The 23,173-nt window shown below is 73.9% G+C and carries 20 protein-coding genes; 10 read left to right on the top strand and 10 right to left on the bottom strand.

Going from position 1 to position 23,173, the window contains the following annotated elements:
• Window positions 1-43: 43 nt before the first annotated feature.
• Window positions 44-2,047: a protein kinase domain-containing protein gene (locus ACN26Y_RS03845; protein WP_422734341.1), complete on the bottom strand. Its 2,004-nt coding sequence runs from the start codon at window positions 2,045-2,047 to the stop codon at window positions 44-46.
• 204 nt (window positions 2,048-2,251) lie between these two features.
• Here ACN26Y_RS03845 and ACN26Y_RS03840 point away from each other — a divergent pair, with 204 nt between their 5' ends.
• Window positions 2,252-3,835 carry an acyl-CoA mutase large subunit family protein gene (locus tag ACN26Y_RS03840; protein WP_422734340.1) on the top strand — a complete coding sequence of 528 codons (1,584 nt, stop codon included), beginning with the start codon at window positions 2,252-2,254 and terminating at the stop codon, window positions 3,833-3,835.
• 656 nt (window positions 3,836-4,491) lie between these two features.
• Window positions 4,492-5,751, top strand: coding sequence for an amidohydrolase (locus tag ACN26Y_RS03835; protein ID WP_155328918.1), 1,260 nt, complete (start codon window positions 4,492-4,494; stop codon window positions 5,749-5,751).
• Here ACN26Y_RS03835 and ACN26Y_RS03830 read toward each other — a convergent pair.
• On the bottom strand, window positions 5,708-6,748 hold the full coding sequence (locus ACN26Y_RS03830) for a DUF4349 domain-containing protein (protein ID WP_422734339.1): 1,041 nt from the start codon (window positions 6,746-6,748) through the stop codon (window positions 5,708-5,710). The two genes, ACN26Y_RS03835 and ACN26Y_RS03830, sit on opposite strands and share 44 nt — an antisense overlap.
• Window positions 6,749-6,902: 154 nt before the next feature.
• On the opposite strand from ACN26Y_RS03830, the gene ACN26Y_RS03825 reads away from it, so the two are divergent.
• From ACN26Y_RS03825 to ACN26Y_RS03810, 4 genes are read left to right on the top strand one after another with little or no spacing between them, the layout of a single operon-like run.
• Window positions 6,903-7,532: an MBL fold metallo-hydrolase gene (locus ACN26Y_RS03825; RefSeq protein ID WP_155328916.1), complete on the top strand. Its 630-nt coding sequence runs from the start codon at window positions 6,903-6,905 to the stop codon at window positions 7,530-7,532.
• A 6-nt stretch (window positions 7,533-7,538) separates the two neighbouring features.
• On the top strand, window positions 7,539-8,474 hold the full coding sequence (locus ACN26Y_RS03820; RefSeq protein WP_155328915.1) for a hypothetical protein: 936 nt from the start codon (window positions 7,539-7,541) through the stop codon (window positions 8,472-8,474).
• A 38-nt stretch (window positions 8,475-8,512) separates the two neighbouring features.
• Complete coding sequence (locus tag ACN26Y_RS03815) at window positions 8,513-9,253, top strand: SCO6745 family protein (protein WP_155328914.1); 741 nt, start codon at window positions 8,513-8,515, stop codon at window positions 9,251-9,253.
• Window positions 9,254-9,308: 55 nt separating this feature from the next.
• Complete coding sequence (locus ACN26Y_RS03810) at window positions 9,309-10,271, top strand: GNAT family N-acetyltransferase (protein WP_155328913.1); 963 nt, start codon at window positions 9,309-9,311, stop codon at window positions 10,269-10,271.
• 73 nt (window positions 10,272-10,344) lie between these two features.
• Here the strand turns inward: ACN26Y_RS03810 and ACN26Y_RS03805 are convergent, their stop codons facing one another.
• On the bottom strand, window positions 10,345-10,800 hold the full coding sequence (locus tag ACN26Y_RS03805; protein ID WP_155328912.1) for a gamma-glutamylcyclotransferase: 456 nt from the start codon (window positions 10,798-10,800) through the stop codon (window positions 10,345-10,347).
• Window positions 10,801-10,906: 106 nt separating this feature from the next.
• Here ACN26Y_RS03805 and ACN26Y_RS03800 point away from each other — a divergent pair, with 106 nt between their 5' ends.
• Window positions 10,907-12,310: an NAD(P)H-quinone dehydrogenase gene (locus ACN26Y_RS03800; RefSeq protein ID WP_155328911.1), complete on the top strand. Its 1,404-nt coding sequence runs from the start codon at window positions 10,907-10,909 to the stop codon at window positions 12,308-12,310.
• Here ACN26Y_RS03800 and ACN26Y_RS03795 read toward each other — a convergent pair.
• Together ACN26Y_RS03795 and ACN26Y_RS03790 are read right to left on the bottom strand one after the other, a co-directional pair.
• Complete coding sequence (locus ACN26Y_RS03795; protein ID WP_155328910.1) at window positions 12,267-12,884, bottom strand: DUF998 domain-containing protein; 618 nt, start codon at window positions 12,882-12,884, stop codon at window positions 12,267-12,269. The genes ACN26Y_RS03800 and ACN26Y_RS03795 overlap by 44 nt on opposite strands.
• A 149-nt stretch (window positions 12,885-13,033) precedes the next feature.
• The gene (locus tag ACN26Y_RS03790; protein WP_422734338.1) at window positions 13,034-13,672 is read right to left on the bottom strand and encodes a DedA family protein; all 639 of its coding nucleotides are present in this window, start codon (window positions 13,670-13,672) and stop codon (window positions 13,034-13,036) included.
• A 583-nt stretch (window positions 13,673-14,255) separates the two neighbouring features.
• Here ACN26Y_RS03790 and thrS point away from each other — a divergent pair.
• A complete protein-coding gene (thrS, locus tag ACN26Y_RS03785; protein WP_155328908.1) occupies window positions 14,256-15,473 on the top strand; it encodes a threonine--tRNA ligase in 1,218 nt (405 codons plus the stop codon).
• Between the two features lie 50 nt (window positions 15,474-15,523).
• On the opposite strand, the gene ACN26Y_RS03780 is transcribed toward thrS, so the two are convergent.
• From ACN26Y_RS03780 to ACN26Y_RS03765, 4 genes are all read right to left on the bottom strand, one after another.
• Window positions 15,524-17,431 (bottom strand): ABC transporter ATP-binding protein, encoded by a 1,908-nt coding sequence (locus ACN26Y_RS03780; protein WP_422734337.1) that lies wholly within the window; start codon window positions 17,429-17,431, stop codon window positions 15,524-15,526.
• Window positions 17,432-17,595: 164 nt separating this feature from the next.
• Window positions 17,596-19,329: an ABC transporter ATP-binding protein gene (locus ACN26Y_RS03775; RefSeq protein ID WP_155328906.1), complete on the bottom strand. Its 1,734-nt coding sequence runs from the start codon at window positions 19,327-19,329 to the stop codon at window positions 17,596-17,598.
• Window positions 19,323-19,787 (bottom strand): MarR family winged helix-turn-helix transcriptional regulator, encoded by a 465-nt coding sequence (locus ACN26Y_RS03770; RefSeq protein WP_155328905.1) that lies wholly within the window; start codon window positions 19,785-19,787, stop codon window positions 19,323-19,325. The genes ACN26Y_RS03775 and ACN26Y_RS03770 overlap by 7 nt, the downstream gene beginning before the upstream one ends.
• A gap of 25 nt (window positions 19,788-19,812) precedes the next feature.
• Window positions 19,813-20,259: a DoxX family protein gene (locus tag ACN26Y_RS03765; protein WP_155328904.1), complete on the bottom strand. Its 447-nt coding sequence runs from the start codon at window positions 20,257-20,259 to the stop codon at window positions 19,813-19,815.
• Between the two features lie 82 nt (window positions 20,260-20,341).
• On the opposite strand from ACN26Y_RS03765, the gene ACN26Y_RS03760 reads away from it, so the two are divergent.
• Window positions 20,342-20,911 (top strand): TetR/AcrR family transcriptional regulator, encoded by a 570-nt coding sequence (locus tag ACN26Y_RS03760; protein WP_366600167.1) that lies wholly within the window; start codon window positions 20,342-20,344, stop codon window positions 20,909-20,911.
• Between the two features lies 1 nt (window position 20,912).
• Here ACN26Y_RS03760 and ACN26Y_RS03755 read toward each other — a convergent pair whose 3' ends face one another.
• On the bottom strand, window positions 20,913-21,440 hold the full coding sequence (locus tag ACN26Y_RS03755; protein ID WP_155328902.1) for a MarR family winged helix-turn-helix transcriptional regulator: 528 nt from the start codon (window positions 21,438-21,440) through the stop codon (window positions 20,913-20,915).
• A gap of 54 nt (window positions 21,441-21,494) precedes the next feature.
• Between ACN26Y_RS03755 and ACN26Y_RS03750 the strand changes: the two genes are divergently transcribed.
• The gene (locus tag ACN26Y_RS03750; RefSeq protein ID WP_155328901.1) at window positions 21,495-23,120 is read left to right on the top strand and encodes a DHA2 family efflux MFS transporter permease subunit; all 1,626 of its coding nucleotides are present in this window, start codon (window positions 21,495-21,497) and stop codon (window positions 23,118-23,120) included.
• Window positions 23,121-23,173 lie beyond the last annotated feature (53 nt).

Below are 23,173 nucleotides of genomic sequence, written 5' to 3'. Positions count from 1 at the left end.
TTGATAGCACGCCGGCGGATCATCACGTGGGCTCGCCCTCGGCTCAGCCGGCGTCGGTGAGCTGGAACGAGTTCGCCATCGCCTCGAAGATCGGCCGGCTCTCCTCGAACTTCGCGTCCGTCGAGGTCAGGTAGAACGAGTACGCCTTGCCATCGTGGGCCACTCCCCGCCACACGCCGTGCCGCATGGTGTCGCCCTCACCGCACGTGTACTCGAATTCGGCGGCGGGCTTGCCGCCCAGCTGGGCGCCCATGTCCGAGGTGACCTGGCTGTACGGCTTGACGCAGGACGTGGAGCGAGTCTTCAGCCCGTTCTCCGCGGTCTCCGCCCACCGCTCCGAGGTGGTGGTCCACTTCTCGGTGATGATGCGGACCTTGCGGCCGCTGTCCTCCGGGTCGATGTAGTCCGTGTACGACCCGCCGGTGGCCTTCTTCCAGCCCTTGGGTACGAGCACCCGGACGCCGCGGGCCGAGTGTTCCGCCATCTCCGGCACCCCGGCGGCCGGAGCCGCCGAGGTGGGTGCCGCCTGCGGAGTGCCCGGCGGCCTGTCGTCGCCGCCGGACAGGGCGATGACGCCGAGCAGGAGCACCACGGCGAGCCCGCCGGCGGCGGCCAGCTGGACCTTGCGCGGCCAGCCCTTGACCCGGCCGACGAGCTGGCCACCGGTGCCGCGCACCCGGCCGACGAGTCCACCGCCGGCCGGGGTGGCCGGCGGCGCCCACGCCTGGCCGGTGCCCGGCACCGACCACTGGGCACCGCCCAGCTGCTGGGTGACGTGCGGCGGGCCGCCGTAGCCGCCGGCGGCGATGTGCTGGGTGGCGTCGGGCGCGCCGCCGTAGCCGCCGACCCGTTGGGTGGTGTCGGCGCCGTAGGTCCGGCCCGGTGCGGGCATCGCGCCGGTGGGCGTGTGCAGCGGCCCGGCGAGCGCGTCGGCGCTGGTGTCGTCCATCGCGGCGGCCTTGCCGGCACCGACCGCCGGGCGTCCGCCCCGGCGTAACGCCGCCAGCCGGTCGGTGAGCGACTCGCCCGGCGCGAGCATCGCGCGCCCGCCGATCTGGCCGCTCGGCTTCGGCTGCTCCGGCTGGACGGCCGGCGCGGGTGGCAACGGCCGCTGCTGGACGGGGACCACCGAGTACGGGTCGGTCACCGAGTGGACCGCGGCGGCGGTGCTGGTCAGCGGGCCGGCGAGCAGCTCACGCAGCATGGCCCGGGCGGTGTGCACGTCCAGCCGGCGGGCCGGGTCCTTCTCCAGCAGGCCCATCAGCACGGGGACCAGCGGGCCGCTGCGCTGCGGTGGGGCGGGCGGGTCCTCGACGACGGCGTGCATCGTCTCGATCGGGTCGCCCTTGTCGAACGGTGGCCGCCCCTCGACCGCCGTGTAGAGCGTCACCCCGAGGGAGAACAGGTCGCTGGGCGGGCCGAAATCCTGGCCCATGGCCCGCTCGGGCGAGATGAAGTGCGGCGAGCCGAGCACCATGCCGGGCGTGGTGAGCTGCACGTCGGTGGGCATCCGGGCCACGCCGAAGTCGGTCAGCACGCAGCGGCCGTCCGAGCAGATCAGCACGTTGGCCGGCTTGACGTCGCGGTGCAGCACGCCGATCGCGTGTGCCACCTCCAGCGCGCCGAGCAGCGCGATGCCGATCTTCGCGACCACCCGCTGCGCGACCGGCCCGTCCTCGATCACCATGTCGGCGAGGCTGCGGGCGTCGAGCAGCTCCATCACGATCCACGGCCGGCCGCCCTCGGTGACCACGTCGTAGACCTGGACCACGGCCGGGTGCTGGATCGCGGCGGCGGCCCGCGCCTCGCGCAGGGTGCGCTCGTACATCGCGTCACGGTCGCTGGGGGCCAGCCCCGGAGGCAGCACGACCTCCTTGACGGCCACGTCCCGGCGCAGCAGCGTGTCTGTCGCACGCCAGACCGTGCCCATTCCGCCGTTGCCCACCGCCGAGCGCAACGAATAGCGCCCGCCGATGGTGGTGCCGGATGTCGCGCGGCCGCTGGGGGGACTGACTGGTCCGCCGCTCCACGTCGGGATCTGAGTCACTGAAGAGCCACCGGGGGATATCGAGGGGGCTGGGACACAACCCCCCTATCTTGCTGGTTCCGGGGCCCGATGCGAAAGCCGACGCGGCGGACGTTTGGTGAACTGACGGTACGTGCCCGACCCTTCACCTCTGGTCGACCGTCCGGGACGGAGTGTGCGGAATCCCTCACCCGGGGCCCGGCCAGCTCGTCCTACCATCCGGGGATGAGCGAACGGCGGTCAAGCGAGTCCGGTTTCCCGATCAAGGGCGTGTACACGGCGGCCGACCTCCCCGGGGACCTGGACTCCCGGCTGGGCGGCCCGGGCGAGTACCCGTACACCCGCGGGGTCTACCCCACCATGTACACGTCGCGCCCCTGGACGATGCGCCAGTACGCCGGCTTCGGCACCGCCACCGAGTCCAACGCGCGGTACCACCAGCTGCTGCGGGCCGGCACGATGGGCCTGTCCGTCGCCTTCGACCTGCCGACCCAGATGGGGTACGACTCGGACGACCCGATCGCGCACGGTGAGGTCGGCAAGGTCGGTGTCGCCATCGACTCCATCGAGGACATGCGGCTGCTCTTCGACGGCATCCCGCTGGACAAGGTCTCCACCTCGATGACCATCAACGCCCCCGGCTCGGTGCTGCTCCTGCTCTACCAACTGGTCGCCGAGGAGAACGGCGTGCCCGGCTCGGCGCTGAACGGCACGATCCAGAACGACATCCTCAAGGAGTACATCGCCCGGGGCACGTACATCTTCCCGCCGAAGCCGTCGCTGCGCCTGGTCGCGGACACCTTCGCGTACTGCCGCAAGGAGGTGCCGAAGTGGAACACCATCTCCATCTCCGGCTACCACATGGCGGAGGCCGGCGCGTCGCCCGTGCAGGAGATCGCGTTCACCCTGGCCAACGGCGTCGAGTACGTGCGCGCCGCGGTGGCCGCCGGGCTCGCCGTCGACGACTTCGCCCCCCGGCTGTCGTTCTTCTTCGTCGCCCGTACGACGCTGCTGGAGGAGGTGGCGAAGTTCCGCGCCGCCCGGCGGATCTGGGCCCGGCTGATGCGGGACGAGTTCGGCGCGAAGAACCCGAAGTCGATGATGCTGCGGTTCCACACCCAGACCGCGGGGGTGCAGCTCACCGCCCAGCAGCCGGAGGTGAACCTGGTCCGGGTGGCGGTGCAGGGGCTCGGCGCGGTGCTCGGCGGCACCCAGTCGCTGCACACCAACAGCTTCGACGAGGCGATCGCGCTGCCGACCGAGAAGGCCGCCCGGCTCGCGCTGCGGACCCAGCAGGTGCTCGCGTACGAGACGGATCTGACCGCCACCGTCGACCCGTTCGCCGGGTCGTACGTGGTGGAGGCCATGACCGACGAGATCGAGACCGCCGCGGACGCGTTGATGCAGCGGGTCTTCGAGCACGGGTCGGCGGTCGACGCCATCGAGGCCGGCTTCCAGAAGCGTGAGATCGAGCAGTCCGCGTACCGGATCGCGCAGGAGATCGACTCCGGCGAGCGGGTCGTGGTGGGCCTCAACCGGTTCGCGATCGACGAGGAGGAGCCGTACGAGCCGCTGCGCGTCGATCCGGCGATCGAGGCGGCCCAGGCGGAGCGGCTGGCGAAGCTCCGTGCGGAGCGGGACAACGACGCCGTCGAGCGGGCCCTGGCGGAGCTGCGCGCCGCCGCCGAGGGCGGCGACAACGTGCTCTACCCGATGAAGGAGGCGCTGCGGACGCGCGCCACCGTGGGGGAGGTCTGCGGCACGCTGCGCCAGGTGTGGGGTCTCTACCGGCCGTCGGACCGCTTCTGACGGCACGCGTCGCGCGCTCGTCGAGATCTCGTCGAGGCGCCACCCGGAGACTTGTCCGGGTGGCGCCTCGTGTTGTCGTACGGGCGGCGCAGGTCGGCGGGGGTGTGATCGACGGCGTACAGTTGTCGCCACCTCCCCGCCGCCCGTCGGCGGCGCAGACGCGGAGAGGGGCGCGCGCGACGACGCCGGCGCCCGCTCCCGCCCCCGGGGCGGCGCGGCCCACCGGTCGCGGCGTGTGCCGGAGACCTTTTCCGGGTAACCCGGCCGGGTGATCGGGGACGCACACCGTGTGCGGTCGGGTGCAGCCCGAACGTGTGAACGTCTGCGGGGCCTCGTCGCCGAGCGTGGTCGGGTAGTTGTCGGAGTGTCAGTTAACACATCCGACTAATGCCACAATTCGGAAAGACGGCTCGGAGCCGGTGACGATTTCGTGACCCGCGAAACGGTTACGCGTTGTAGGAGGTGTGGGGCAGATGACGGCGTTCGACCGCGATCTACCTGCTGTCCCGCTGATTTACGAGCGCCCCGAGCAGGGTGTTCGTGACGCAGCGCGCTCCGACCGCTACCGGAACGAGGTTGCGCAGCGTCACCGCCGGAGGTCTAGGCTGTCTGCTGTTCCTGAAGATCCATCCATTTCTAGTGATCGAGAATTCGACGTGACGAGTGCGTTGACGCTGCCGACCGGCAGCCAGCTGGCGTCGTCCTGGATTGAGGCGCCGACCGGGTCCCAGCCCCTGCCCTTCGAGCTGGACCACCTGCTCGCCCTCCGGGTACCCGGGTTGATCGCCACCCGCCGTCACATCCACTCGCACCCGGAACTCTCCGGCGAGGAGTTCGAGACCGCCGCCCTGGTCGCCCGTGAGCTGTCCCTCGCCGGGCTGCGCCCGCGAATGCTGCCCAAGGGCAACGGCGTCATCTGCGACATCGACGGTCGCCCCGACGGCCCGGTGATCGCGCTCCGCGCCGACATCGACGCGCTGCCGTTGACCGACACCAAGGACGTGCCGTACCGCTCCACGGTCGACGGGGTCTGCCACGCCTGCGGCCACGACGTGCACACCACGATCCTGCTCGGTGTGGGCATGCTCCTCGCCCAGCTCGCCGACCTCGGGGAGCTGCCCGGCCGGGTGCGCCTGATCTTCCAGCCGGCCGAGGAGATCCTGCCCTGCGGCTCGCTCGAGGTCATCGAGGCCGGTGGTCTCGACGACGTCGCGCAGATCTTCGCGCTGCACTGCGACCCGAACCTGCCGGTGGGCAAGGTCGGCCTGCGGGTCGGGCCGATCACCGCGGCCGCCGACAACGTGACCGTCCGCCTCACCGGCCCGGGCGGGCACACCGCCCGACCGCACCTCACCGTCGACCTGGTGGACGCGCTGGGCCGGCTCATCACCGAGGTCCCCGCCCTCGTCGCCCGGCGGGTGCCGGCCAACAGCGGGCTGCTGCTGGTGTTCGGCCACGCCTCGGCCGGCACCCGGTACAACGTCATCCCGTCGGAGGCCTGCGCGGCCGGCACGCTGCGGGTGATGGACCGCGACACGTGGGAACTGGCCCCGAAGGTGGTCGGTCAGGTCGTGCGGGACGTGATCGCGCCGACCGGGGCGACGGTGGACCTGGAGTACCTGCGCGGCCGGCCCCCGGTCAGCAACGACTCCCGGGCCATCCAGATCCTCACCGCGGCCACCGCCGCCGCGCTCGGCCCGGAGGGCATCGCCGAGACCCCGCAGAGCATGGGCGGCGAGGACTTCTCCTGGTACCTGGAGTACGTCCCCGGCGCCCTCGCCCGCCTCGGCGTCGGCCGCTCCGGCCCGAACGTCGACCTGCACCGCGCGTCGTTCGACGTGGACGAGCGGGCCATCCCGGCCGGCGTCCGGGTCATGGTGCAGACCGCGCTCCGGGCACTGGCGGTGGCGAGCTGATCCCGCCCGGGTTCCCGACGCCCTGACCCGCCGTCTCCGGCGCCGCGGTGGCGGTGGCCGGGCCGGCGGTGGCGGTGGCCGGCATCGCGGCGACCAGCGCCGGCTGCGGCCGGCGGCGGCGCACCAGCCACACCAGCAGGCCCACCGGTACGCCCACCGTGACCAGCCACGGAAGCAGCGCCCCGAGGACGGTCAGCAGCACGGTCAGCGAGGCCAGGAAGACCTTCCACCCGGCGTCGAGCCCGGCCAGGAAGCCCACCCGTTCCTCCCCGTCGACCGGGCGGGCCTCCGGCCCGACCAGCGACACCGTGATCGTGGAGAGGGCGGTGAGATCGGCGAGCCGGCGCTTCTTCGCCTCGAGCGAGGCCAGGTCGGCCTCGCGGCGGGCCAGCTCGTTCTCCAGCGACACCAGGTCGGTGATCGAGGTGGCCCGGGCCAGCAGTCGCCGGCCGTTCTCGACCCGGGCCCGCTGGGTGGCGATCCGGGCGTCCAGGTCGACCGTCTCCTCGGTCACGTCCTCGGTGCTGATCTCCTGGCGTTGCCGCGTGCCCAGCTTGGCGATCTCGTCCACCACCGTGGTGAACTTCGCGGCCGGCACCCGCAGCGTCAGCTCGGCGGTGGCGTCCCCGTCGGCGCTGCGCCGCTGGTCGCCGCCGACGAAACCGCCGGCCGTCGTGGTCAGTGCGATCGCGTCCCGGGCGGCCCGGTCCACGTCCTGCACCTGTACCCGCATCGAGCCGGTGTAGACGATGGCGCGCTGGTCGACCCGCAGGTCCGCCGGTGCGCCGCCCGCCGCCGTCCCGGGCTGCCCGGCCCCGGCCTGCGCGTCGGCGGCCGCCGGCCCGCCCCGGTCCGCGCCGCCCTCCACGCCGGTGACCGGCTGCTCCGCCGCGCTGTCGTGCCCGCCGCTCCCGCCGCCGCAGCCGCCGGCGGCGAGTACCGCCACCAGCGCTGCCGCGAGCACCACACCCCGCCGGCGTGGTCCGATTCCGCCCATCCCCGCTCCGATCGTCGGCGGCCGGCCTCCGGGCCGGCCCGCGCCTTGTCCGCAGCCCCGTGACCGGGGCGATCGGTCAGACGGGACGCGGTGCCGCGTCCGTTCCGGCAGACTGCGCTGAGGACGTCACGATTCGATAATCGAGGAGTCACGAATGCGGCTGACCAAGTACGGCCACTCCTGCGTACGCGTCGAGCACGACGGCGGGGTCCTGGTCGTCGACCCGGGGATCGTCAGCGAGCGGGCCGCGCTGGACGGCGCGGACGCCGTACTGATCACCCACGAGCACCCCGACCACGTCGATGTGGCGGCCCTGGTCGAGCAGCACGACCGCCGCCCGTTCGCCGTGTACGGCCCGGCCTCGCTCGCCGCCACACTGGACGGTCTCGCCGACGTGCTCACGCCGGTCGAGGCGGGTGGCCGGTTCACCGCGGCCGGCGTCCCGGTCCGCACCTACGGCGGGCGGCACGCCGTGATCCACCCCGACATCCCGGTGGTGGAGAACCTGGCGTACCTGATCGACGAGCGGGTCTACCACCCGGGCGACTCCCTCGTCGTCCCCGACGACATCGAGGTGGACACGCTCTTCCTGCCGATCCACGCCCCGTGGACCAAGTTCTCCGAATCGCTGGACTTCCTCCGCGCGGTGGCGCCGCGCCGGGCGTACGCGCTGCACGACGGTTACCTCAACGACAACGGGCTGGGCGTGCTGAACGGCAACTTCAGCCGGCTCTTCGAGGGGGATTACCGGCGGCTCGAACCGGGCACCCGGGTCGACGCCTGAGCGGCGATGCCGGATCCGCCCCGGGAGCTGGTGCGCCAGCTCTACCGCACGCCCCCCGACAAGTTCGTCGCCGCGCGGGACGCGGCGGTCGCCGAGGCCCGGCGTGCCGGCGACGCGCGAACCGCCCGGGAGATCGCCCGGCTGCGCCGCCCCACGGTGGCCGCCTGGCTGGTCAACCTGCTCGCGCTGGAGCGGCCGGAGCTGGTCGCCGACCTCGGCCAGCTCGCCGAGTCACTGCGGGCCGCCCAGCGCGAGCTGCGCGGGGCCAAGCTGCGCGAGCTGTCGGCCCAGCGTCGCGCGGTCGTCGGTGCGCTGCTCGGCGAGGTGCGCAAGCTGGCGGCCGGGGTCGAGGGCGCCCCGCCGGCCGGGAAGCTCCCGCTGGGCGAGGTGGAGGCGACCCTCAACGCCGCGCTCTCCGACGCCGAGGTCGCCGAGCAGGTGCGCTCCGGGCGCCTGCTGCGGGCCGCCACGTACGCCGGGTTCGGTGAGGTGCCCCGGCCGCAGCTGCGCCTGGTCACCGGCGGCGAGGAGGAGGTCGCCGAGCCGCCGCCCCGGCCCCGCGGGGCGGACCGGTCGGCGATGCGGGCCGAGCAGGCGGAACGGGCCGCCCGGGCCGAGCGGGCCCGCCGCCGCCGCGCGTTGGAGAAGGAGCTGGCGAAGGCGCGTACCGACCAGGAACGGGCCGAGGCGGAGCTGACCGGCGCGACGGAGGCCGAGCGCGACGGCGCTGCCGCCCTCGACGCGATCGAAACTGAGCTGGCCGAGCTGGAGCGGCGGCGGGCCGTCGTGGAGCAGGACCTGAGCCGGGCCAAGCTGGCCCGGCGGGCCGCCGAGCGGACGCTCACCGCCGCCCGTCGCCGCACCGGCGAGGTCGAGGCGGCCGTGGAGGCGCTCGACGCCGAAGCGGAGGATGCCGGCACCCGCGGCGGCACGGCAGACTGACCCCTTGTGGACGGACGGGTGGTGCGGGGAGCGGGGGCGTGACCCCGGAGCAGGTGGCGGCCGGGTGCAAGCCGGCGGTGCTGGAGCTCGGGGACGCGTTCACCCGCTGCCCGGTCACCCTGCGCCAGGCCCGCCTGCTCGGCATCTCCGGGTGGGCGTTCTACATCGCCGGGCGGGCCGGCGCGCTCGGTGACGTACGCGCGGAGACGGTGGCCGCCGCGCTCGGGTTCATCGCACCGGAGGCGGTCGCCGACGGCTGGGACGCGGCCCTGCGGACCGTCCGGCCGATGCGGGTGGCGACCGCGACGCTGGCGGAGTGCTGCCGGTGGGGCGACGAGAACCTCGACTCCGTGTCCGGTGCCGGGCGGCTCGCCGTGCTGCTGGGCCGGGCGGTCGACGCCGCGGACGCCACCGGCATGCCGCTGTTCGCCGCGTGGCGGGCGATGCCGGTGCCGGAGCGGACCGCCGGCGCCCGGGTGGCGGTGAGCCTGCGCCTGCTGCGGGAGCACTTCGCCGGGGCGCACCTGCTCGCCGTACGCGCCGCCGGCATGACGCCGCTGGAAGCGGTGCTCGCCGGGCCGGAGGGCGAGGCCGGTGCCGTGGCGTGCGGCTGGCCGCCGCCGTACCCCCCGGTGGGCCCACTGGTCCGGCGGCGGCTGTGGGCGGAGGCGGTGACCGACCGGTTGGCCGCGCCGGCGTTCGCGGCGCTCGGCCCGGCCGACGGTGCCGAACTGGTGGATCTCCTGGCCGCCTTCCGCGCGCACCGGCGCCGCCCCTGACTGGCGCGCCAAAAATCGGCGGCGCTCCGGCCGGCGGTTTGCCAGGATCGGCCCCGTGACCCTCCCCGCCGGTTGGACCGCCCGCCGACCCACCCTCGACGACGTCCCCGCGATCCTCGCCGTGGTCCACGCCGCCGACGTCTTCGCCGTCGGCTACCCGGACTTCGACGCCGAGGACGTCAAGGCCGCCCTCACCGCACCCTTCACCGATCCGACCCGGGACTCCTGGGTGGTCAGCGATCCGGAGGGCAGGCTCGTCGCCTGGGCGACCGTGGACAACCCGACCGGGGTGGGCCGGGAGTTCGTGGAGGTCTACGTCGACCCGGAGCACGGCGACGACCTGCGTGCCCCGCTGCTCGCCCGGATGCTCGACCGGGTGGGCGAGCGGGCCGCCGAGCGGGGCGTGCCGGCGCTGACCGCCCGCGTGTCCGTCTTCGCTCCGGAGGTCCGGTGGGCGGCGGAGGTCGCCGAGGCCGGCTTCACCCTCGCCAAGCGGTACGTGGGGATGCGCCGGAGCCTGGCCGACCTGCCCGCCGAGCCGCCGCCCCCGCCCGGGGTCACCGTCCGCCCGCTGCGCGGCGACGACGAGTCGGACCTGCGGGAGTTCTACCGGATCTTCGACGTCGCCTTCCGGGACACGCCGGACTACGAGCCGGTCGGCTTCGAGCGGTGGCGGGAGCAGCTCCGCCTGTACGGCACCACCTGGGACGAGTGGTTCGTCGCCGAGGTCGACGGCGTACCGGCCGGCGTGCTGCAATCCTCCGACCAGGGGTTGGAGCAGAACGAGGGGTGGGTGCGGAGCCTGTCCGTGCTGCCCGCGTACCGGCGGCGCGGGGTCGGTGCGGCGCTGCTGTGGCGGGCCTTCTCGGCCTACGCGGCGAAGGGCCGGGAGTGGGCCGGCCTCGGTGTCGATCTGACCAACCCGACCGTGCCGGTCACCCTCTACGAGTCGGTGGGGCTCCGTGAGGTGCGCTGGACCGACATGTACGAGCTGGTCGTACCCGCCACCGGTGTGTGATTGACGACCTCCGGCGGGCCCGGCTCACGTCCCCGGCGTGACCAGTAGCAGACTGGAGGCCGTGCGACAGTCCCTAGGCCGAGGCGGTGCCGGTGGGGCGGGAGCGCAGGCCCGTGACGTAGTCGTCCGGCGCGCCCGCCTTCTCGGCGGCGTTCGCGATCTCCGACAGATACCACGAGGTCGGCAGGCCGCCCTCGTACCCGTCGAAGACGTAGATCCACGCCGTGACGTCGCCGTCCAGGGTCGAGACCCGCACGTGCAGCTTCCGGTACGTGCCGGCGGTGACGCCCTCGATCTCGTCGAGCTGCGCCGCGTCGTACGGGTGGATGTCGTAGAGCGCCACGAACACCCGGTCGCCGGGAGACTCGACGACCGTGCTGACCGCCCCCTCCCAGCCGATCACGCCCTCGCCCGCGAAGGTGAGCCGCCAGCCCTCGAGCCAGCCGGTGCCCACCATCGGCGAATGCGGACAGTAGGCGCGCATCCGGGCAGGGTCGAGGTTTGAGCCGTAGGCGGCGTAATGACGCACGGCGATGACGATAGCCGGGTCGGCCGGTGGGGGAGAATACGACGGTGCGTGTCGGACGCGTTCGGGAGAAGAAAGTCACTGTGAGCATGGACGAGGGGCGAGCGCTGTGAGCCGGATCGTGATCATCGGCGGGGGGCCGGCCGGCTACGAGGCGGCCCTGGTCGCCGCCCAGCTGGACGCCGACGTCACCGTGGTGGAGGCCGAGGGCGCGGGCGGCGCGTGCGTGCTGTCCGACTGCGTGCCGTCGAAGACCTTCATCGCCAGCTCGCAGGTGGTGACCGGCTACCGGGACACCGAGGAGTTCGGGGTGCACTCCGACGGCCTGGAGGCGGTCACGGTCGACGCGCCGGCCGTCCACGGGCGGGTCAAGCGGCTCGCTCTCGCCCAGTCCGCCGACATCCACGCGAAGCTCGTGAAGGCGGGCGTGACCTTCGTGGCCGGCAGCGCCCGGCTCGGTGAGGACACGCTCGGTCACACCCACCGGGTGGTGGTCACGCCCGGTGACGGCGGCGCGGAGTACTCGATCGACGCCTCCACCGTCCTGATCGCCACCGGCGCGACGCCGCGCCAGCTCCCCACCGCCGTGCCGGACGGCGAGCGCATCCTGACCTGGCGCCAGGTGTACGACCTCACCGAGCTGCCCCGGCACCTGATCGTGGTCGGTTCCGGCGTGACCGGCGCGGAGTTCGCCAGCGCGTACCTGGCGATGGGCATCGAGGTCACCCTGGTCTCCAGCCGGGACCGGGTGATGCCGCACGAGGACGCCGACGCCGCGATGGCCATCGAGCGGGTGTTCCGCAGCCGGGGCATGAGCATCCTCAACAACTCCCGTGCCGACGCGGTCCGCCGTACCGGGGACGGCGTCGAGGTCGAGCTCTCCGACGGCCGCAAGGTGCACGGCTCGCACGCGCTGATCGCGGTCGGTTCCATCCCGAACACGGCGAACCTCGGCCTGGCCGAGTACGGCGTCGGGCTGGCCCGTGGCGGATACGTCACGGTCGACCGGGTCTCCCGGACCAACGTGCCGGGCATCTACGCGGCCGGCGACTGCACCGGCGTGCTGCCGCTGGCCAGCGTCGCCGCCATGCAGGGCCGCATCGCGATGTGGCACGCGCTCGGCGAGGCGGTCCGGCCGCTGCGCCTGCGGACCGTCGCGGCGAACGTCTTCACCGACCCGGAGCTGGCCACCGTCGGCGTCTCACAGGACGAGGTCGACGCCGGCAAGGTCCCCGCCCGCCAGGTGATGCTGCCGCTCGCCGGCAACGCCCGGGCGAAGATGGACGAGGTCTCCGACGGCTTCGTCAAGCTCTTCTGCCGTCCCGCCAGCGGCCAGGTCATCGGCGGCGTGGTGGTGGCTCCCAAGGCGAGCGAGCTGATCCTGCCGATCACGATGGCCGTGGAGAACAACCTGACGGTCAACGAGCTGGCCCAGACCATCACGATCTACCCGAGCCTCTCCGGCTCGATCACCGAAGCGGCCCGCCAGCTGATGCTCCACGAGCTGGAGTGACCGTCGTCAGCGTGGCGGCGACGGTCGCCAGGAGGGCGACCTCGGCGAGGATCAGCAGGCGCTCCACGAGGCCGAGCAGCACCCGGTCCCCAGGGTAGGCCGACCAGACCATCGCGGCGGCGAGCAGGAGACTGGCGACGGCGAACCGGCGTACCCAGCGGGCGGTGCCGGCGGGCAGCCGGTCGGCGAGGAGCCAACCGCCGACCGGCAGCGCCAGGAACGCCGCGACGGAGGCGTACCGGTGCACGTACGCGGCGGTGTCCATCGGCAGGCCCGGCTCGTTGGTCGGCACGGCCGCGGCCAGCAGGAGACCGCCGATCCAGGCCGCCAGCAGCACCTCCGCCACCCGGGGTCGCCGCAGCCGCCGGAGAGCGGGAAGCAGGACGGCCGTGGCCACGGCGAGGACGACCATGGCGTAGTCGATGACGCCGCCCCGATCGGAGACGGCGAAGTCGCTGACCGTCAGCGACCAGGGGTCGAGGTCGTCCACGCCGAGGTGGCCGACCACGGCGAGCAGCGCCGCGAGGGCGATCCCACCGAGTGCGAGCAGTCCACTGTTCCGGCTTGCGGGCATGCCTCAGCCTGCCGCCGGAGCCGCCCGAGACGGATCCGGGCGACCCACCGACATCGATCCCGGGGTCAGCCCTTAGGTGCCGCTCACCCGGTGAGATCCTGGAAGATTTCGGCCCCTCCGGAGGCCGTTTCCTTCCAGGTTCCGAGTGTTCAGTCTGCTGGGAGGTCGGCGGGGCGGGTGGTGCGGGTGGTCAGGAGGGTCATCGCCCAGCCGGCCGCCGCGAAGCCGAGGGCCGCCGCTCCGGCGATGATCGCCAGGCGCCAGGCCGAGCCGGTCAGGGCGGCGCCGCCCAGGTGGCCGACCAGCGCGCCGTACGACGCCCAGCCCAGGGCGGCCAGCGACTCGTACAGCAGGAACAGCCGGTAGGGGTAGCGGCGACGGCCCGCCGCGAAGCACGCCGCCATCCGGCCACCGGGCACGAACCGGCACACCATGATCACCATCGGCCCGGGCCGGCTGAGCCCCCGCGCGACCCGCCCCGCGACGCGCCGGGCCGCACCGGGCTCGCGCGACCGCCGCGCCGCACGGCTGGCCCGCAGCGTGGCGGCGATCCGGGAGGACGGCGTGCCCCGGCCGAGCAGGTAGCACGCCAGGTCGCCGGCGAAGACGCCCGCCGCGCCGACCGCGATGGTGACGGGCAGGCTGAGGCCGCCGTAGACGGTCAGCGCGCCGGACGTGATCATGATGGCCTGGGTGGGGATCACCGGGATGAAGGCGTCGGCGATCAGCAGGCCGAGCAGCGCGATGTACGCCAGCGTCGGCGACGCGACCTCACTCAGTTCGGGCACGGCTGTCACCTCGCCGGACGGGCCGATCGGATGTCGGTGAGCCTGACGGAACGACCGGCGTCACCCGGGACGGGCCTCCTCGGTCGTGATCGCCGACACGGCAGGCCCATAGGGGTTCAACGGGCAGGTGGATGCGGTGGTGACGGCCTTCGCGGGAATTCCGGAGAGCCGGGGCGCTCGCGGGATCGGCGTCGATCGGCGTACCGTTGTCGGCGCGCGGCCCCGTCGGGTCCCCCGTTCCTGACGAGCAGGCCGCCGCGGGCCGCCGGCAGGTCCCGTGCCGGCGGCCCGCCCCCGTCCCGCCGCCGCCCGCACGACGGTCCCGGCCCGCGCCCGCAGCGCCGCCGCCCGCCCGACACCCGGTGCCGCCGCCCGCACCCCGGCCGGAAATGCACGTGCCCGTCGGTGGCGGCTCCGCGTACCCTTGCCGCATGAATCGTGCGGTCCGCACCACGACGCCGGGAAACCCCGGCGCGCCGCACTGACACGTCTGTCCACGAGGCCCCGGGGCGATCCGCCCCGGGGCCTCGTGCTGTTCCGGGCACCGGTCGCCTCCGGGCCGTACCCGAACCAGGAGCGCGACATGATCGACCACCGCAGGCTCGGCCGTGAGCTGGGCCTCTTCGTCTCCGACCCGCTGGCCGGCGCCGGCCTGCCGCTCTGGCTGCCGGCCGGGGCCGCCGCCCGCCACGCCGTCGAGGAGTACGTCCGCGACCTCGAACGCCGGGCCGGCTACCGGCACGTGGTCACCCCGCCGCTGGGCAAGCGGGAACTCTTCCAGCTCTCCGGGCATCTCGGCTACTTCGCGGACGACATGTTCCCGCCGATGCGGCTCTCCGCCGACGACGAGTTCGTGCTGCGGCCGGCGCTCTGCCCGCACCACGCGCTGGTGTACCGGGCGCGGGGCCGCTCCTGGCGGGACCTGCCGCTGCGGTTCGCCGAGCTGGGCGGCATGTACCGGGCCGAGCGCTCCGGCGTGCTGGGCGGGCTGGCCCGGGTACGCGCCATCTCGCTGAACGACGCGCACAACTTCTGCGCGCTGGAGCAGGTCGGCGAGGAGGTGGCGGAGATCCTGCGGCTGATCCGCGAGGCGCACGCCGCGCTCGGCGTCCGGCCGGCGGGGTTCCGGCTGTCGCTGCGCGGGCCGGGGGAGAAGTACGTCGGCGACGACGCCCGGTGGGCGCGGGCCGAGGACCTGCTGCGCGCCGCGCTCGACGGGGTGGAGTACGCGGAGGGTCCGGGCGAGGCGGCCTTCTACGGCCCGAAGATCGACGTCCAGATCGTCGACGCGGCCGGCCGGGAGTCGACCATCTCGACCGTCCAGCTCGACTTCGACAAGCCGGAGCGCTTCGACCTGTCGTACACCGACTCGGGCGGGGCGCGGCGGCGGCCGGTGATGGTGCACCGCAGCCTGGTCGGGAGCATGGAGCGGCTGTTCGCGTACCTGATCGAGGTGCACCAGGGCGCCTTCCCGCCCTGGTACGCCCCGGTGCAGTTGGTCGTCCTGCCGGTCGACGCCGGGCAGGACGCGGCGGCCGAGCGCCTCGCCGCCGACGCGCTCGCTGCCGGGCTGCGCGTCGAGGTGGAACAGGCCGGGTCGCTGGGCGCCCGGATCCGGGACGCCGCCCGCGCCCGCGTCCCGTACGCGGCGGTGATCGGCCCACGCGAGGCGGCCGACGGACGCGTCTCGCTGCGCCTGCGGGACGGCCGTGCCCTGGCCCCGGTGCCCGCCGCCGAGGCGCTCGGGCTGGTCGGACGGGTGGTCGCCGCCCGCTCGGCGGACCTGCTGCTGGCCGGCTGAGCGGCCCTCCGGTCCCCGCGCGTCGTGCGCGGGGACCGAACCGGCGGCGTTCACCGCGCCACCGCCGGCTCGGGCTCGCCCGCCGTCGCCCGGCTGAACTGGGCCCGATGGAGACGCGCGTACGCCCCGTCGGCGGCGAGTAGATCGTCGTGCGTGCCCTGCTCGACGATCCGGCCGTCCTCCATCATCAGGATCAGGTCGGCGTCGCGGATCGTGGACAGCCGGTGCGCGATGACGAAGCTGGTGCGGTCCGACCGCAGCGCCGCCATCGCCCGCTGGAGCAGCACCTCCGTCCTCGTGTCCACCGAGCTGGTCGCCTCGTCGAGGATCAGCAGGGACGGCTCGGCCAGGAACGCGCGGGCGATGGTGATGAGCTGCTTCTCACCGGCGCTGACGTTGCTTCCGTCCTCGTCGATGACGGTGTCGCAGCCGTCCGGGAGGCTGCGGACGAAGCGGTCGACGAACGTCGCCCGTGCCGCCGCCAGGATCTCCGCCTCGGTGGCGCCCGGTCGCCCGTACGCGATGTTGTCGCGGATCGTCCCGCCGAAGAGCCACGTGTCCTGGAGCACCATGCCGACCCGACCGCGCAGGTCGTCGCGGGTGAGCCGGGTGGTGTCCACCCCGTCGAGGGTGATCCGCCCGGCGTCCAGTTCGTAGAAGCGCATGATCAGGTTGACCAGGGTGGTCTTGCCGGCGCCGGTGGGCCCGACGATGGCCACCGTCTGCCCGGGTTCGGCGACCAGCGACAGGTCCTCGATCAGCGGCTTCTCCGGGGCGTACCGGAAGGAGACGTGCTTGAACTCGACCCGTCCGCGCGGGTCGGTGACCCGGGTCGGCACGGCCGGGTCCGGGGTCTGCTCGTCGGCGTCGAGCACCGCGAACACCCGCTCGGCGGAGGCCACCCCGGACTGGAGCAGGTTCGCCATCGACGCGACCTGGGTGAGCGGCTGGGTGAACTGGCGGGAGTACTGGATGAACGCCTGCACGTCGCCCAGGGTCATCGTCCCCGACGCCACCCGCAGGCCGCCGACCACGGCGATCGCCACGTAGCTGAGGTTCCCGATGAACATCATCGCCGGCATGATGATCCCGGAGATGAACTGGGCACCGAAGCTGGCCCGGAACAGCTCCTCGTTCTTCGCGGCGAAGGCCGCCTGCACCTCGCGCTGCCGGCCGAAGACCTTGACCAGCTCGTGGCCGGTGAACGCCTCCTCGACCTGCCCGTTCAGCTCGCCGGTGTGGGTCCACTGGGCGATGAACTGGCCCTGCGACCGCTTCGCGATCCGCTGGGTGACCACGACCGACAGCGGCACCGCGACCAGCGCGACCAGGGCCAGCAGCGGCGAGATCCAGAACATCATGGCGAGTACGCCGACGACGGTGAGCAGCGAGGTGAGCAGCTGGCTCAGCGTCTGCTGGAGGCTGATGGAGATGTTGTCGATGTCGTTGGTGACCCGGCTGAGCAGTTCCCCGCGCGGCTGCCGGTCGAAGTACGGCAGCGGCAGCCGGTTGAGCTTCGCCTCCACGTCCTCGCGCAGCCGGTGCACGGTCCGCTGCACGACGCCGGTGAGCAGCCACCCCTGCCACCAGGTCAGGGCGGCCGCCGCCACGTAGAGGCCGAGGGCCAGCAGCAGCACCCGGGCCAGCGCCGAGGTGTCGATCCCCGCGCCGGGCACCACGCCCATCCGGGTGATCAGGTCGGCGAAGCTGTCGTCGCCCGCCGCCCGGGCCGCCGCCGCGGCCTGCTCGGTCGTCGTACCCGGCGGCAGCCGCAGGCCCAGCACCCCGGCGAAGATCAGGTCGGTGGCGTGCCCGAGCACCTTCGGCCCGACCACGCTGAGCCCGACGCCGAGCACCGCGAGCCCGATCACCCCGACCAACTGGGGGCGGTGCGGTCGCAGCCGCCCGAGCAGCCGCCGGGCCGACGGCCCGAAGGCCATCGACCGTTCGGCGGGCATCCCGGCCCCCATCCACGGCGGACCGCCGCGCTGGCCGCCGGGCGGCAGCCGCCGGGGTGCCGCCCCGTCGGTAGCCGGCCTTCCCTTCGGTACGACCGGAGCCGGTCGGTCGCCCACGCCGCCGTGGGGCGTCCTCGCGCGGTGCCCGCCGGTCCGCTCGCCGCTCACGCCGTCACCCCCGTGGTCTGCTGGGACGCGACGATCTCGGCGTACGTGGGGCAGTCCGCCAGCAGTTCCGCGTGCCGACCGACCCCGACCACCGACCCGCCCTCCAGGACGACGATCTGGTCGGCGTCGACGATCGTGGAGACCCGCTGCGCCACGATGACGACCGCCGCGTCCTCGGTGACCGGCCGCAACGCCGCCCGCAGCCGCGCGTCGGTGCCCAGGTCGAGCGCCGAGAACGAGTCGTCGAACAGGTAGATCTCCGGCCGGCGTACCAGGGCCCGGGCGATCGCCAGCCGCTGCCGCTGGCCGCCGGAGACGTTGGTGCCGCCCTGCGCGATCGGCGCGTCCAGCCCTTCGGGCATCGCCTCGACGAAGTCGCGCGCCTGCGCCACCTCCAGCGCCGCCCACAGCTCGGCCTCGGTCGCGTCCGGGTTGCCGAGCCGGAGGTTGCTCGCCACCGTGCCGCTGAACAGGTAGGGGCGCTGCGGCACCAGGCCGATCCGCCGCCACAGCTCGTCGGGCGCAAGGTCCCGGACGTCCACCCCGTTCACCAGCACCGCGCCGGAGGTCACGTCGACGAGCCGCGGGGCCAGGGAGAGCAGGGTGGTCTTACCGGCGCCGGTGCCGCCGACGACCGCCGTGGTCGTGCCCGGCGCCACCCGGAACGAGACGTCCCGCAGCACCGGCTCGGCCGCGCCCGGGTACTGGAAGCGCACGTCCCGCAGCTCCAGCTCGGCCCGCCGCGGCAGCTCGGTGACCGGGCGCGCCGGGGGCGTCACCGAGGAGTCGGTGTCCAGCACCTCGACGACGCGCTCGGCGCAGACCGCCGCCCGCGGCACCATCATCAGCATGAAGGTGGCCATCATGACGGCCATCAGGATCTGCATCAGGTACTGCAGGAAGGCGGTGAGCGCGCCGACCTCGATCGCGCCGGCGCCCACCCGCTGGGCGCCGAACCACAGCACCGCGACGCTGGAGACGTTGAGCACCAGCATCACGACGGGGAAGATCAGGGCACCCAGCCGGCCGGTCCGCAGGGCCGTCGCGGTCAGGTCGGTGTTGGCGACGGCGAAACGTGCCGTCTCGTACGGCTCCCGGACGAACGCCCGGACGACGCGGATGCCGGTGATCTGCTCGCGCAGTACCCGGTTCACCGTGTCGATGCGGGTCTGCATGAGGCGGAACCCGGGCACCATCCGCCGGATCACCAGGCCCAGGCCGACGGCCAGCACCGGCACGCTGACGAGCATCAGCCAGGACAGCCCGACGTCCTCGCGCAGCGCCATCACCACGCCGCCGACGCTCATGATCGGCGCGGCCACCAGCGCGATGGCGCTCATCAGCACGAGCACCTGCACCTGCTGCACGTCGTTGGTGTTGCGGGTGATCAGCGACGGGGCGCCGAACCGGGCGACCTCGCGGGCGGAGAAGCGGTTCACGTGCGCGAAGACCGCCGCCCGGACGTCCCGGCCGAAGGCTGCCGCGGTGCGGGCGCCGAGGTAGACGGCGGCGATCGCACAGACGATCTGGACCAGGCTGACCGCGAGCATCCAGCCGCCGGTCCGGACGATGTAGCCGGTGTCGCCCCGGGCGATGCCGAGGTCGATGATGTCGGCGTTGAGGCTCGGCAGGTAGAGCGAGGCCATCGTGCCGACGAACTGGAGGGCCACCACCGCGGCCAACGGGCGGCGGTACGGGCGCAGGTGCGTGCGCAGCAGCCGGATCAGCACGTCGGACCGCCCTCCGGCATGGCGGCGTCCGCGCTGCCGATGACCGCGAGCAGGAATTCCCGGACCACCGCCGCCTTCGCCGGGTCGGCGTCGACCGGGGTGAGTGGACGGTCGGAGCGCATCATCGCCCGGAGCGCGTCGGCGCGGGCCCGCCCGGTGGGGGTGAGCGCCAGTTTGACGCTGCGCCGGTCGGTGGCGTGCCGCTGCCGCTCGACCAGGCCGTCGCGTTCCAGGGTGTCGACGATGCCGGTCAGGGTGGCCGGCTTGACGAAGCACCGCTCGGCCACCGCGCGGTGCGGCAGCTCGCCGTGCTCGGCCAGGGTCAGCAGGGTGACCATGCCGGCCTGGGTGAGGCCGTGCTCCTCGGCGAGCCAGCGGTTCCACCGCTGGCTGGTGAGGTGCCCGGCCACCACCAGCAGCCGCCCGAGTGGGACGTCGTCGAGGCGGATCAGGTCCATGAGCGCCAGGTTAGCGGCCTGACAGTCAGGGGCCAAACGAAATTGCGACGGCGGTGGCGACGAAGAGCACCTGGAGAGCCGAGCGGACGCCGATCGGCGTCACCGGGCGGCCCGCCAGGGTGAGGCGACGCCGGGCCGCCGACACGTTCGCCGGGAACATGGCGACCATCAGCACCGCCAGGCCGGCGGCGGCCCACCGGGCGGTGGCCGGGACGAGCAGCGCCACGGCTCCGAGCAGTTCGAGCACCCCGGTCAGCGTGACCAGGAGTTCGGGGCGCGGGAGTCGGGGCGGCACCATCGCCACGAGGTCGGCCCGGCGTCGCGGGCCGAAGTGGGCCGCGCCGGTCAGGACGAACATGAGGGCCAGCCCCACCCGCAGGGCCGGCTGCCACCCGTCGACCGCGTCCACGCCGGCCAGGCCGGCCAGTCGGGCCACGGCGGCTCCGGCCACCAGGGCGATCAGTGGAATCAACAGGACCTCCTCGGCATATCTTGTCGACGTCAAGATTTCCCCCGCCGATGGCATCTTGTCAATGGAAAGATAGGATCGGCACATGACTGGCACCGGGAGCTACCACCACGGCGATCTGCGGCGCACCCTGCTCACCGCGGCGGCCGAGGTGATCGAGGAGTCCGGGCCGGCGGCGCTGAGCCTGCGCGACCTCGCCCGGCGGGCCGGCGTGTCGCACGCGGCGCCCGCGCACCACTTCGGCGACAAGGCCGGCCTGCTCACCGCGCTCGCGGTGGAGGGCTTCGACCTGCTCGCCGAGGCGCTGCACGCTGCCGACGGCGGTCTGGTGGAAGCCGGGGTGGCCTACGTGGACTTCGCGGTGCGGCACCGGGCGCACTTCGAGGTGATGTTCCGCCCCGACCTCTACCGGGCGGACGCGCCGGAGTTGGCAGCCGCGAGGGAGCGGTCGGGGGCGGCTCTGCACGCGGGAGTCGCGGAACTCCCGCCGGGCCACGGCACGGCGGGCGACGCCGCCGGGGACGCCCTCGCCGCCTGGTCGATCGTGCACGGCTTCGCCACGCTCTGGAACGCTGGCGCCCTGCCGCCAGACACCGGCGACGACCCGCGGGCGGCGGCGCGGGCCGTCATCCGCCGCCTTTTCGGGCCCCGCTGACTCAGTCCGCCGTCGACCGCCTGCCCGGGTCGTCGGGGGCGGTGTCGACGTACTCCCGCATCACGGCCGCCACCTCCCGCAGGAAGGCGCTCGTCGCCGCCGCCTGCTCGGGTGTGAGCCGGGCGACCGCCTGCTCGATTCCGGCCAGCATCGGCCGTAGTGCCGCCAGCACCTCGTCGTACGCCTGGTCGGTGACCTGGAGCGCCAGCCGGCGCCGGTCCTGCGGGTGCGGCGTGCGCTCGACGTGGCCGGCCCGCACCAACCGGTCGACCAGGGTGGTGGCCGAGGCCGAGCGGATTCCGAGCCGGTTGCCCAGTTCCACCGGGCCGAGGGCGTCCGGGCTGGAGACGAGGTGGTCGATGGCGGCGGCGTCGGTCGCCCCGATCCCGAGGCGGCGGGCCAGGGCGCCCCGGGTGTCACCGGCGGCCCGGATCACCTCGCGCAGCGCCCGGGCGGTCTCGCTCGTCGAGGGGGCCTCGCCGTACGGTCCGCGGGGCGCGCCGCCGGTGGTTGACGGAGGAGGTTCCATGGGTGAAAGCTAGCATCTCACGTAGCTAGAGAAACTAGCGATCGGAGGCGGGGTATGCCGGAGCAGGGACGCGCACGCTGGTGGGGACTCCTCGCGATCAGCCTCGGAGTCGCGACGATCATCGTCGACGCCACCATCGTCAACGTGGCCGTGCCCGCGATCATCCGGGACCTCGGCATCACCGCCACGGACGCGCAGTGGGTGCAGGAGGCGTACACCCTCGTCTTCGCCGCCCTGCTGCTGGTCGCCGGCCGATTCGCCGACCGCGCCGGCCGGCGGCGGACGTTCGTCACCGGCGTCGTGGTCTTCGTCGCGGCCAGCGTGCTCGCCGCGGTGGCCGGGTCCGGCGAGGCGCTGATCGGCGCCCGGGTGCTCCAAGGGCTCGGCGGTGCCATGATCCTGCCCACCTCGCTGTCCCTGTTGAACGCCACGTTCACCGGACGGGAGAAAGGGGTCGCGTTCGCGATCTGGGGCTCCACCATCGGCGGGGCCGCCGCCCTCGGCCCGCTCCTCGGCGGCTGGCTCACCACCGAGCTGTCGTGGCGGTGGGCGTTCGGCATCAACGTGCCGGTCGGCGCGCTCGTGGTGGCCGCCACGCTCGTGCTGGTACGCGAATCGCGGGACGAGCGCGCGGAGCGGGGGCTCGACTGGCTGGGCGCCCTGCTCTCGGTCGTCGGCCTGACCGGTGTCGTCTTCGCGCTCATCGAGGGGCGCACCTACGGCTGGTGGGAGCGGGAGAAACCGTTCAGCCTGTTCGGGGCGGACTGGACGGCCGCGATCTCGCCGGTGCCGGTCGCCGCGCTGGTCGGGCTGGTCACCCTCGCCGGCTTCGTCGCCCACCAGGTCCGCCGCGACCGGGCCGGCCGGGCGGCCCTGCTAGACCTGTCGCTGTTCCGGATCGGCTCGTTCCGCAACGCCGTCGTCGCCGCCGCGATCGTCAGCCTCGGCGAGTTCGGCCTGCTCTTCGCCCTCCCGCTGTGGTACCAGAACGTCCTCGGCTACAGCGCGTTCGACACCGGCCTCGCCCTGCTGCCCCTCGCCGTCGGCAGTTTCCTGGCCAGTGGTCTCGGCGCACCTCTGGTCCAGCGGTGGGGCGCCACCCGCGTCGTCCAGCTCGGGGTCGCCGCCGAACTCGCCGGCATCGCCGGCCTCGGCACGGTCGTCGCCCCCGACACGTCCTGGTGGGCGCCGCTCGGCTACCTGTTCCTCTACGGCGTCGGCGTCGGCCTGGCCACCGCCCAACTCACCGGGGTGTCGCTGCGAGAGGTGCCGGTCCGGCAGAGCGGCCAGGGATCCGGCGTGCAGAGCACCGCCCGGCAGCTGGGGTCGGCACTCGGCATCGCGGTGCTCGGCACCGTGCTCTTCGCCGGCCTGGGTGGGACCCTCGGCGACCGGCTCGCCGGCCAGCCCGGCGTCGATCCCGCCCAGCGGGAGCAGATCGTGGCCGCCGTCCGGGAGAGCGCCGGCGCGGCGATCGGCGGTCTCGCCGCCGATCCGCGTACGGCGCCGATCGCGCAGGAGGCGAAGGCCGCCCTCTCCGACGCCACCCGGTACGCGGCCTTCTGCGCCGCCGGCTTCCTCCTGATCGGCCTGCTCGCCTGCGCCCGGCTGCCCCGGGACCGCCCCGAGCCGTCGCCGCCGTCCCGGCGGCCGGCGCCGGCGACGACGTCGGGCGGCTGAGCCGGCCACCGACGCCGGGCGGCCGGGCCGGTCACCGAGGCCGCCCGGTTCAG

This window comes from Micromonospora sp. WMMD558 (assembly GCF_049315255.1).
Lineage (GTDB): Bacteria > Actinomycetota > Actinomycetes > Mycobacteriales > Micromonosporaceae > Micromonospora.
The sequence above is the reverse complement of the archived record's forward strand: the minus strand, read 5'-3'. Positions and strand labels throughout refer to the sequence as shown.

Bases quoted from the DNA above. Each gene is read 5' to 3' on its own strand.
- ACN26Y_RS03840 (WP_422734340.1), top strand. From the start codon at position 2,252: ATGAGCGAACGGCGGTCAAGCGAGTCCGGTTTCCCGATCAAGGGCGTG.
- ACN26Y_RS03830 (WP_422734339.1), bottom strand. From the start codon at position 6,748: ATGGGCGGAATCGGACCACGCCGGCGGGGTGTGGTGCTCGCGGCAGCG.
- ACN26Y_RS03825 (WP_155328916.1), top strand. From the start codon at position 6,903: ATGCGGCTGACCAAGTACGGCCACTCCTGCGTACGCGTCGAGCACGAC.
- ACN26Y_RS03820 (WP_155328915.1), top strand. From the start codon at position 7,539: ATGCCGGATCCGCCCCGGGAGCTGGTGCGCCAGCTCTACCGCACGCCC.
- ACN26Y_RS03795 (WP_155328910.1), bottom strand. From the start codon at position 12,884: ATGCCCGCAAGCCGGAACAGTGGACTGCTCGCACTCGGTGGGATCGCC.
- thrS (WP_155328908.1), top strand. From the start codon at position 14,256: ATGATCGACCACCGCAGGCTCGGCCGTGAGCTGGGCCTCTTCGTCTCC.
- ACN26Y_RS03780 (WP_422734337.1), bottom strand. From the start codon at position 17,431: ATGCCCGCCGAACGGTCGATGGCCTTCGGGCCGTCGGCCCGGCGGCTG.
- ACN26Y_RS03770 (WP_155328905.1), bottom strand. From the start codon at position 19,787: ATGGACCTGATCCGCCTCGACGACGTCCCACTCGGGCGGCTGCTGGTG.
- ACN26Y_RS03760 (WP_366600167.1), top strand. From the start codon at position 20,342: ATGACTGGCACCGGGAGCTACCACCACGGCGATCTGCGGCGCACCCTG.
- ACN26Y_RS03755 (WP_155328902.1), bottom strand. From the start codon at position 21,440: ATGGAACCTCCTCCGTCAACCACCGGCGGCGCGCCCCGCGGACCGTAC.
- ACN26Y_RS03750 (WP_155328901.1), top strand. From the start codon at position 21,495: ATGCCGGAGCAGGGACGCGCACGCTGGTGGGGACTCCTCGCGATCAGC.